Origin of the sequence: Mesorhizobium sp. SP-1A (assembly GCF_032460275.1) — a bacterium.
GTDB lineage: Bacteria > Pseudomonadota > Alphaproteobacteria > Rhizobiales > Rhizobiaceae > Mesorhizobium.
Genome location: NZ_JAVXZD010000017.1, coordinates 19,061 through 27,237 on the forward strand (window position 1 = coordinate 19,061; position 8,177 = coordinate 27,237).

At 63.7% G+C, this 8,177-nt stretch carries 9 protein-coding genes and 1 pseudogene; 2 read left to right on the forward strand and 8 right to left on the reverse strand.

Going from position 1 to position 8,177, the window contains the following annotated elements; all coding sequences use genetic code 11:
• Positions 1-36: 36 nt before the first annotated feature.
• From QU595_RS29975 to phnG, 5 genes and pseudogenes are all read right to left on the reverse strand, one after another.
• Positions 37-282 carry a DUF982 domain-containing protein gene (locus QU595_RS29975; RefSeq protein WP_315928971.1) on the reverse strand — a complete coding sequence of 82 codons (246 nt, stop codon included), beginning with the start codon at positions 280-282 and terminating at the stop codon, positions 37-39.
• Between the two features lie 144 nt (positions 283-426).
• A pseudogene (locus QU595_RS29980) lies at positions 427-792 on the reverse strand (alpha-D-ribose 1-methylphosphonate 5-phosphate C-P-lyase PhnJ); the annotation flags it as partial.
• Entirely contained in the window at positions 789-1,898 is a 1,110-nt protein-coding gene (locus tag QU595_RS29985) for a carbon-phosphorus lyase complex subunit PhnI (protein WP_315928973.1), read from the reverse strand. The pseudogene QU595_RS29980 and the gene QU595_RS29985, both read right to left, overlap by 4 nt.
• A gap of 2 nt (positions 1,899-1,900) precedes the next feature.
• Positions 1,901-2,512, reverse strand: a complete 612-nt coding sequence (phnH, locus tag QU595_RS29990; RefSeq protein ID WP_315928974.1) for a phosphonate C-P lyase system protein PhnH — start codon at positions 2,510-2,512, stop codon at positions 1,901-1,903.
• Positions 2,512-2,967, reverse strand: a complete 456-nt coding sequence (phnG, locus tag QU595_RS29995) for a phosphonate C-P lyase system protein PhnG (RefSeq protein ID WP_315928976.1) — start codon at positions 2,965-2,967, stop codon at positions 2,512-2,514. The genes phnH and phnG overlap by 1 nt, the downstream gene beginning before the upstream one ends.
• Before the next feature lie 103 nt (positions 2,968-3,070).
• Here phnG and phnF point away from each other — a divergent pair, with 103 nt between their 5' ends.
• On the forward strand, positions 3,071-3,820 hold the full coding sequence (gene phnF, locus QU595_RS30000; protein ID WP_315928978.1) for a phosphonate metabolism transcriptional regulator PhnF: 750 nt from the start codon (positions 3,071-3,073) through the stop codon (positions 3,818-3,820).
• Between the two features lie 334 nt (positions 3,821-4,154).
• On the opposite strand, the gene tnpC is transcribed toward phnF, so the two are convergent.
• The 3 genes from tnpC to tnpA all read right to left on the reverse strand — a co-directional run bounded on the left by tnpC (position 4,155) and on the right by tnpA (position 6,580).
• Positions 4,155-5,741 carry an IS66 family transposase gene (gene tnpC / locus QU595_RS30005; RefSeq protein WP_315928984.1) on the reverse strand — a complete coding sequence of 529 codons (1,587 nt, stop codon included), beginning with the start codon at positions 5,739-5,741 and terminating at the stop codon, positions 4,155-4,157.
• Positions 5,742-5,834: 93 nt separating this feature from the next.
• Positions 5,835-6,182 (reverse strand): IS66 family insertion sequence element accessory protein TnpB, encoded by a 348-nt coding sequence (gene tnpB / locus QU595_RS30010; RefSeq protein WP_315928980.1) that lies wholly within the window; start codon positions 6,180-6,182, stop codon positions 5,835-5,837.
• Positions 6,179-6,580 carry an IS66-like element accessory protein TnpA gene (gene tnpA / locus QU595_RS30260; protein WP_410000601.1) on the reverse strand — a complete coding sequence of 134 codons (402 nt, stop codon included), beginning with the start codon at positions 6,578-6,580 and terminating at the stop codon, positions 6,179-6,181. The genes tnpB and tnpA overlap by 4 nt, the downstream gene beginning before the upstream one ends.
• A 793-nt stretch (positions 6,581-7,373) precedes the next feature.
• On the opposite strand from tnpA, the gene QU595_RS30020 reads away from it, so the two are divergent.
• A complete protein-coding gene (locus QU595_RS30020; protein ID WP_315928982.1) occupies positions 7,374-8,060 on the forward strand; it encodes a DUF2092 domain-containing protein in 687 nt (228 codons plus the stop codon).
• The last annotated feature ends 117 nt before the right edge of the window (positions 8,061-8,177 follow it).

The following is an 8,177-nucleotide window of genomic DNA, read 5'->3' on the forward strand; positions in this document are numbered from 1 at the left end:
GCCGTTCGCTGCCATCGCCATCGGGATAAAGCTCTGTCAGCCGGCGAGGACCCGTGCTTCTTCGGCGGCATCGACAAATGCCTGGCGCGCGACGTCGGGAGCCGTATCGCCGCGCACGGCCGCCTGGCACGCGCGCGTCGCGGCCTTGTGTTTCTCGCTTCCCTGGCTGCGCCAGTTTTCGGATAGCATCTTGATCGCCTCGCGTGCGCTCTCGACTATCCGCACGTTGCCGGCAACCCCCACTGCAACGGAAACAGGTTTCGAAAACCAGCCTTCACCCATGGTTGCACCTCCCGAAACTCACACTCTGCAAAAATAGCACTCAAAAGCCGGCAATGAATGCACAACAGCGTGAACTTCAGTCCGCGACAGCGCGGCTATCGCGAGCGCTTCGCCCGCATCGATACAGGAATCAGGCCCGGCCTCCTGTCCCTCGGTGAGCGGCGCTTCGGGAATGCGGTGCCGTGTCTGGATGATCGTGGCTTCCGCTGTATGCGTGGTCGTCTCGACGCCGGCAACGCGCTCGAAGAACTTGCGGATCGACACCGCGTTGGTGGTGTCGTCGGCGCCCTGGTCGATCACCTTGAGCACGTCGTCCGGTCCGAGGATTGCGGCCGTCACCTGCACGCCGCCGGTGCCCCAGCCATAGGGCATCGGCATCTCGCGGCTGGCGAAGGGCACCTGGTAGCCCGGAATGGCGATCGCCTTGAGGATGGCGCGCCGGATCATGCGCTTGGTCTGCTCGTCCAGATAGGCGAAGTTGTAGGTGGTGTTGCGGCTCAGCGCGTTCATTCCGCGGCCTCCTGCATTGCGGCCGGGCGTGTGCTCGCACGTTCGGCGTATTCCGCGCGCATGGTGCGCACGAGGCCGAGTTCCGCCTGGAAATCGACGTAGTGAGGCAGTTTCAGATGCTCGACGAAGCCGGTCGCCTGCACATTGTCGCAATGCGACAGAACGAATTCCTGGTCCTGCGGCGGCGCGACGATGTCCTCGCCCAGTTCCTCGGCCCGCAGCGCGCGGTCGCACAACGACATCGCCATCGCCTTGCGTTCCGATTGGCCGAAAGCCAGCCCGTAGCCGCGCGTGAATTGCGGCGGCGCCTTGGCCGACCCCTTGAACTGGTTGACCATCTGGCATTCGGTCACCTGGACGCGGCCGAGCGGCACGGCAAAACCGAGTTCGGGGACGAAGAATTCCACCTCGACCTCGCCAACGCGGATCTCGCCGGCGAAGGGGTGGGAGCGGGCGTAGCCGCGCTGCGTGGAATAGCCGAGCGCAAGCAGAAAGCCCTCGTCGCCGCGCGACAGGCTCTGCAGCCGCATCGCCCGCGCCATGGGGAACTCGACCGGCGTATGGTTGATGTCGCCGGGTGAGGATTGCCCCGACAGATCAGCGTCCTCCTCGATCAGGCCTTCGCCGCCAAGAATGTCGGCGATCCGCGTGGTGGCCTCGGCGGTGGCTTCACGCTGTTCGCCGGCTGCGATTTCCGCATCGCCGTCGAGGTCGGCATCCAGCAGGCGATGCGTGTAGTCGAAGGTCGGTCCAAGAAGCTGGCCGCCCGGCAGGTCCTTGAAGCAGGCCGAGATGCGCCGCTCGATCAGCATCGCGCCGGTGTCGACGGGTTCGCTGTAGCCGAAGCGCGGCAGGGTTGTACGGTAGGCACGCACGAGGAAGATCGCTTCGATCAGATCGCCGCGCGCCTGCTTGATGGCGAGCGCCGCCAGCCGCCGGTCGTAGAGCGAGCCTTCGCTCATCACCCGATCGACGCCAAGCGCGAGTTGTTCCGTGATCTGGTCGAGGGTGAGGGCAGGAACCGAACGGTCGCCGCGGCGCCGGTCGGCGAGCAGCCGGTGCGCGTTGTCGATCGCGGCTTCGCCGCCTTTGACTGCGACATACATGGTCAGACCTCCCGTGCGACCAGCCGCGCCGTGCGGGGCAGGCAGGCAAGCGAGCCGCCGGCGACAAGCACCAGATCGATGCCGCGCGGAAAGCGTCCGGCGTTTTCGTTCCAGCGGCTGGCAAAGTCATCCGGCAGGCCACGCGGGGCGATCGTCGCCTCGCCGCGGATCCCGGGACCCCGGAACGTCAGCGCCGCGCCGCCGTCAAAGGCTTCGACGGCGACGACCAGCGTCGCCGACCGGTCGGGATATTCCTGCATTCCTTGTGCGAAGTCGCTGAGGCAGGGCAGGGCAGAGCCGTCGGCAATCAGGGCGAACGCCGCTTCGGCCGGGTAATCCACGATCCGCGCGCCGGTGTGGAAGACCAGCCATTCGCGCACCGCTTCGCTTCGGCCGAGCGCTGGGTCCAGCCAGAGCGGCGTGTCGGCATCGGCCAGCGTGCGGGCGAGAGCGCCGAGAAGCGGTGGCAGCGGCTCTTGCGGCGTGACGCGCGGCTTGATGTCGATCACGGTCGCTGGCCGCGCCATGGCATCCATGACAGCGCGAAAGACGGCCTGTGCATCCAGAACGGGATCGATAAAACCGCCGTCGAGCGCGATTGCTTCATTGCGCATCAATCCTCTCCCCGAACCATGGTGAAAAAGTCGACGCGGGTGGCGGCCGCTTCTCGCCGGCGCGTTTCGTCCGCCGCGTCCAGTTCCTGTTGCAGCGGCGCGATCATGCGGGCATCCACCAACGCCGCCGTCGCGGGTGTGCGGCAGACAGCATCGACCAGTGCTGCGATGCGCGCCTTGTCCATGTTGCGCCCGAGGGCGACGGCATGGCCGACCGAGCCGTCCTGCAGCTTGACGCTCGCCCGCGTCACCGTCGCCTCGCCGAAATTGAAGGGCTCGCCGCTGCCGCCGACGCGGCCGCGCAGGGTGACCAGGCCGCATTCCGGTCCGCGCAGGATGCGGTAGGGCGGTGCGAGCTCGAGAGTGTCCCACAGTTCCTGCAAACGGCTAGCGCTGCTGCGCGCCAGCACCGCCATCCGGTTTTTGCGCGATGCGATGTCTTCCTGTGCGTGCATGCCAAATCCTATTTGTCTATTTATCTAGACAAGAAGATGAATTGGCTGCACCATAGGCGCGTCTGATGACGGACACATGACAGGGACAGGGACAGGGACAGCTATGGCAGCACGGTTGCAACGCGGCGTCGGTGTCGCCTTGTGGCGGCAGATCGCGGACGGCATACGCACCGGCATTGCCACCGGGCTCACCGACGAGACCGGGCGCCTGCCGCCGGAGGCCGAACTGGCGGAACGCTTCGGTGTCAACCGGCACACCGTGCGCGCGGCGATCGCAGCGCTTGCACATGAAGGTGTACTGGTCTCGCAACAGGGACGCGGAACCTATGTGCGACGTCAAAAACGCCTTGTCTATCCGATCGGCGAGCGGACGCGGTTTTCCGCCGGGCTTGGGGATCAGGCGCGTGATACGCGCAGCGACATGATCGGCACGGCAAGGGAGCCGGCGACCGCATGGGTAGCCACAGCGCTTGACCTCGAGCCCGGAGAAGCGGTCATCCGTATCGAGAGCCTCGGCCAGGCCGATGGCGTTCCCGTGTCCCGGTCTACCTCCTGGTTCGATGCCGGCCGGTTCGACGGCATAGCCGAACTTTTTTCCACGATAGGGTCAATCACGGCTGCGCTCTCGAAGCTGGGCGTCTCCGACTATCGTCGTACCTCGACGGCGATCGAGGCGCGCCATGCGGAGGAAGGCGATACGCGCGAGCTGCAATTGGCGCCCGGCGCCATCGTCATGGTGACGCGCGCGGTGAACTGCGACCTGTCAGGACGCCCCGTTCAGTGCTCGATAACCCGCTTCGCCGCTGACCGCGTGGAGCTGGTGGTCGAGGCACCGACGCTCGGCGGCAATTGATACAGGGAACAGTTCACGGGATTTCCGAAGCGCCTAATGGAGCAGCGAGCATTGCGTTGGAATGGCTTCACATGCCGCCGCCACCCTGACGGACATACGCCATGTGGAACACCCACTTGGCTATAACACTGAGCATTTTCGATGCTTAATAAGTGATTGAAAGTAAATGGTAAAAGCGATGGCTGGGGAACCTGGATTCGCAGCCAGCAAAACGCCACTTCCCAGCTAGATCATTGATCCCGCTGCGAAATTCAGCCTGTCGGAGTGGCCTCGCCACAATTTGTGCATCACTTCTGTGCCCAGATCCGAGGTAAGCGTCCGGTGAAGGCCGCGGTCAGGCTGCTTTCGCCGTGACGGTGGATCGGCGCCAGTTCCACGGTAGGAGACCGCTCAGCTGGCCCTGCGGTGTATCAGCGATGCGGCTGAGCACGTCGGCGAGCCAGGCCTGCGGGTCGACATCATTGAGGCGGGCGGTTGCGATCAGCGTGTACATGACAGCAGCGCGATCGGCACCGCGTTGGGAGCCGGCGAAGAGCCAGGATTTTCTGCCGAGAGCCAGGCCGCGCAACGCCCGTTCAGCCGCATTGTTCGTGAGGCAGATGCGCCCATCGTCGAGGAAGCGCGTGAAGCCCGGCCAGCGCTTGAGCATGTAGTCGATCGCCTGGGCGGCAGGCGCATGTCGCGAGAGTTTGGACCGTTCGCGCCGCATCCATTCTTCCAGCTCGGCGACGAGCGGCGCGCCCCGCTCTTGACGCATGGCAAGGCGTTCAGCTGCGGCGAGACCATTGATGTCGCGCTCGATGTCGAACAGGAGATCAATGCGTTTGACGGCTTCGAAGGCGATCGGCGAGATCGGCGGCGCGGTCTTTCCCCGGCGGATATTGGCGGCGATGTCGGCGAGCACGAAGAACTTGCGCCGTGCATGGCTCCAGCAGAGTGCCTCCGTCACTGGTCCGGGCTTCCGCTCGGGGAGGTAGAGCCGGTTATAACCGGCATAGGCATCGGCCTGCAGAATGCCAGTGAACTGCTTCAGGTGCCGTTCCGGATGATCGCCCGACCGGTCGCGCGATGCGTAGAACAGGGCTGCCGGTGGTGATACCCCGCCGAAGGGGCGATCGTCGCGGACATAGACCCAGGCTCGGCCGGTGTCGGTCGCGCCCTTCGCCAGGATGGGCACCGTGGTGTCGTCGCCGTGAAGCCGCTCTGCCTTCAGCACATGCTCCTCGATGAGCGCATGCAGCGGACGTAGCACCGCCGCGCACGCGCCGACCTGATCGGCCAGCGTCGACAAGCTCAACTCGACGCCCTCGCGGGCATAGCGCTCACTCTGCCGGTTCAGCGGTTGGTGCTGGCCAAACTTCTCGAACAGCACCATGGCGAGCAGGTTCGGGCCGGCGAAGCCGCGTGGCGTGACGTGGAAGGGTGCCGGCGGTTGACTGATCGCCTCGCATTGTCGGCACGAGAACTTCTCGCGCACCGTCTGGATGACCTTCCATTGGCGCGGGATCACCTCCAGCGTCTCGGTCACGTCCTCGCCCAGCTTCGACAGTTTCGTCGAGCCGCAGCAAGGGCAGTTCTCGGGTGCGGCGATCACGACACGCTCGCGCGGCAGATGCTCCGGGAACGGTTTGCGCGATGGCCGCTTGCGCTCGAACGAGCAAACTGTCCTTGTCTGAGCAACCGCCCTCTCGGCAGCGAGTTCGTCCTCGGATGCGCCAGCCTCCAACTCTTCGAGCTGGAGCTCCATCTGCTCGATGAGCCTGGCCTTGCGTTCCGAACGACTGCCATAGAGCTCACGCCTGAGCTTCTCGATCTCCAGCCTCAGCCGCGCAATCAGCGTTTCGCTCCCGGAACTGACCGCCGCCGCGCGAGCGGCAAGCGCTTCGGCCTCGACGCGTGCGGCGCGCTCCGCGAGGATCATCGCGTGGGCAGCGGCGAGGTCGGAAGGGAGCGATTCAGCGTCGGACACAGGGCGATGGAATCACATCCACCACCATGTGCAAGGCCAAAATCATCAACCGGTCGCTGTCGGCCGCCAGGTCGTCTGCGGCATGCGCCAATCTATGCCTTCGAGCAGATAGCCGAGCTGTGCCGGGGTGATGGTGATCACGCCGTCGGCCGGTGACGGCCAGATGAAGCGGCCGCGCTCGAGCTTCTTCGAGAACAGGCAAGCGCCTTGGCCGTCGTGCCACAGAACCTTGATCAGGTCGCCGCGGCGGCCGCGGAAGACGAACAGATGGCCATTGTGCGGATCGCGCTTCAGCGTCTCCTGCACCACAAGCGCCAGGCCCGGAAAGCCCTTCCTCATGTCGGTGTGGCCGGTCGCCAGCCACACCCGCACGCCGTTCGGAACCGGGATCATCGCGACCCGAGCGCGTCCAGCACGCGCCGTAGCGCCTCGACATCCACGTCGCGATCAACGCGGACACGGCGCCCGCCGCCAAGCTCAATCTCGATGATGCCGCTCTTGCGGCGACGTTGACCGGGAGACACCGATGGCGTCGGCGCCTCAACGGCGGGCACGACAGCTGCGGGGACGATCTCCACCGGGACCAGTTGCGAGAGACCGGCGTCGACCCGATCGCACAGATCCTTGCGCCATCGAAAGAGCTGGCTGACGTGAATGCCCGCCGATCGCGCGACTTCCGACACCGATACGCCAGGCTCGAACGAGGCCGCGACCAGGCGTTCCTTCTCCTCACGTGACCATCGCCGACGCCTCTCGACCGACGTGATCACCTCCACACGCGGCATCGTCATAGGGCTACTCCTAGGATTACCCCTAGGACTTCCGACGTTCGCCCTCAGCCCGCAAGGCGGCCCTCACCGGAGGAATACGATCCGAGAGGGACGTCAAGGGTGTAATCTGCAAGTCCGCACGGTCTCGCGCTAAGCCGAACGGAACTTTGGGCAAACTTTGCCTAGTCTCTAGGGCAGACATGAACGATGGCTTTCGCGTAAATATGGATGACAGCTTCACGCCCTCATTTCGGTCCTAGAGCCAAGTATTGCTTCATTGGAAAGCACGCTCCGGTTAGCGAATTCAAAGGTCGGGTTTGCGCTTCACTCCGCGCGCACATTCTCGCCAGCGATTCAAAGAAGCCCGGGACGAAGTCCCGTGCGCTTTGGAGATCGACCGCATTCGAGCGTGGAACGCCGCGTACGTCGTGGGTATGGCGTGGAGCACCGACTGGGGCGGCCGTCGGTTGCGAGATGCACCATTTTTCGTCGCACCGCTTTCTACATGCAGATCGGGGCCGTTGGTCCTGCACGACCGTCGCCCGACAAGCGACAAGGAGCCACAGCTAGGACTAACCCTCGATCGCCTGTCAGATGCTCGCTCGAAGCAACTCATATGGACTTGTAACAGTATCGTTGCCGTTCCGTGCCTTGCGCCCATGCGCGGGAAGCTGCCTCCTTCCTTACGCAAAATGACTGGACTGCCCGGCGGCGGAGGTCAGGCAATCGCCTGTGATCCGCGTTGGAAGAACTGCGGGAAGGTGCCAAGATGACAATCAGGAACTCGTTCATAACACTGGCTGCGACGAGTTGCATGGCTGCGGGCCTGTTGCCTGGAACCGCGTTCGCGGCGGACGACGCTCGCGATCTGCTGAAGGCAATGTCCGACTTCATGGGCAAGCAGAAGACGCTCTCCTTCGACTACAATTCGTCGATCGAAGTGGTCACACCGGAATCCCAGAAGCTCCAGTTTGCAAGCTCAGGGAATGTCGCTCTCAGCCGCCCAGACAGGATCAAGGTCAACCGTACCGGCGGTTTCACGGACATCGAAGCCGTCTTCGACGGAACAACCTTTTCGGTACTCGGCCGAAACCTAAACGCCTATGCCCAGATCGAGGCAAAAGGCACGTTGGAGGACCTTGGCGACAAGCTCGCCAATGCGGGTATCGAGCCGCCGGGTGCTGATATTCTTAGTCCCGACATCTACGACTTGCTGATCAACGACGATGTCACCGGCAAGCATATCTCCAGCGCATATATCGATGGCGTGGAGTGCGAATATCTTGCTTTCCGAAGCCCCGATGTCGATTGGCAGATTTGGATCAAGGATGGCGATCAGCCGGTTCCGCTGCGCTATGTGATCACGAGCACTCACGTGCCACAGGCACCGCAATACACGATCGATACTCGGAATTGGAAGTTCGGACCGGGGGCCTCGACCGATTTCAGCTTCGACAAATCCACGGATGCCAAGAAGGTCGATCTGAGCCAATTGTGTTGATTGCCACTGAGAACTGACCCGGCGCAGCCCAATATTTCCATTGAGAATTGACCCATGTTTGAACCCTCCCTCGCATGTTTTCAGCGGGGGCTATGGAGTGATCGACATGGCGTTATT